Raw genomic sequence first — 788 nt, forward strand, 5'->3', positions numbered from 1 at the left:
GGCGATGACAAAAAATCGTACCTGCATGGTCAAGTTACCTGTGATGTGGTTTCTCTAGAAAAAGACCAATCAACACTCGGTGCGCACTGCGACGCGAAAGGTAAAGTGTGGAGTGTATTCCGCTTGTTCCATCATGGTGATGGCTACGGCATGATCCAGCCGAAATCTGCGATTGAAATCGAACTGAAAGAAATAAAAAAATACGCCGTATTTTCCAAAGTCACGATTGAAGAATCTAACGATGTGATTCTTGGCGTTGCAGGTGTCAACGCCGATGCGTTTGTGTCTGCTTTAAATGAAGATGCCGGTGATGTACGCATCATCAATGGCGGCACTGCGGTAAAAGTAGAGGCGAACCGTTGGTTACTTGCTGTGACAGAAGAAGCGGCGCAAGCACTGATCGAAAACAGCGATGCAACGCTGACAACACACGAGCTTTGGACTCGGTTCGACATTGAATCAGCACTGCCATACGTTTCTGCCACAGCGCAAAACGAGCACATTCCACAAGCCTTGAACATTCAAGCCCTAGGTGGCATTAGCTTCACTAAAGGCTGTTACACAGGCCAAGAAACCGTAGCTCGAGCGAAATACCGCGGCACAAACAAGCGCGCTATGTACATCGTGAAAGGCGTAACGTCGACCGCGTTAAACGATGATGCGATTGAACTAGAACGCAGCGTAGGCGACAACTGGCGCTCAGTCGGCACGTTACTGACTCACTATCAATTCAGTGATAACCAAGCTATGGGTTTGATCGTGTTAACAAATAATATGGATGAAGAAAC

At 47.6% G+C, this 788-nt stretch carries 1 protein-coding gene; it reads left to right on the forward strand.

All coding sequences use genetic code 11. The features are described from left to right. The coding region (gene ygfZ / locus R7Q46_RS26390; RefSeq protein WP_318078112.1) for a tRNA-modifying protein YgfZ at positions 1–788 on the forward strand (788 nt) is incomplete at both ends.

The sequence above is a fragment of the Vibrio sp. 811 genome (assembly GCF_033339195.1).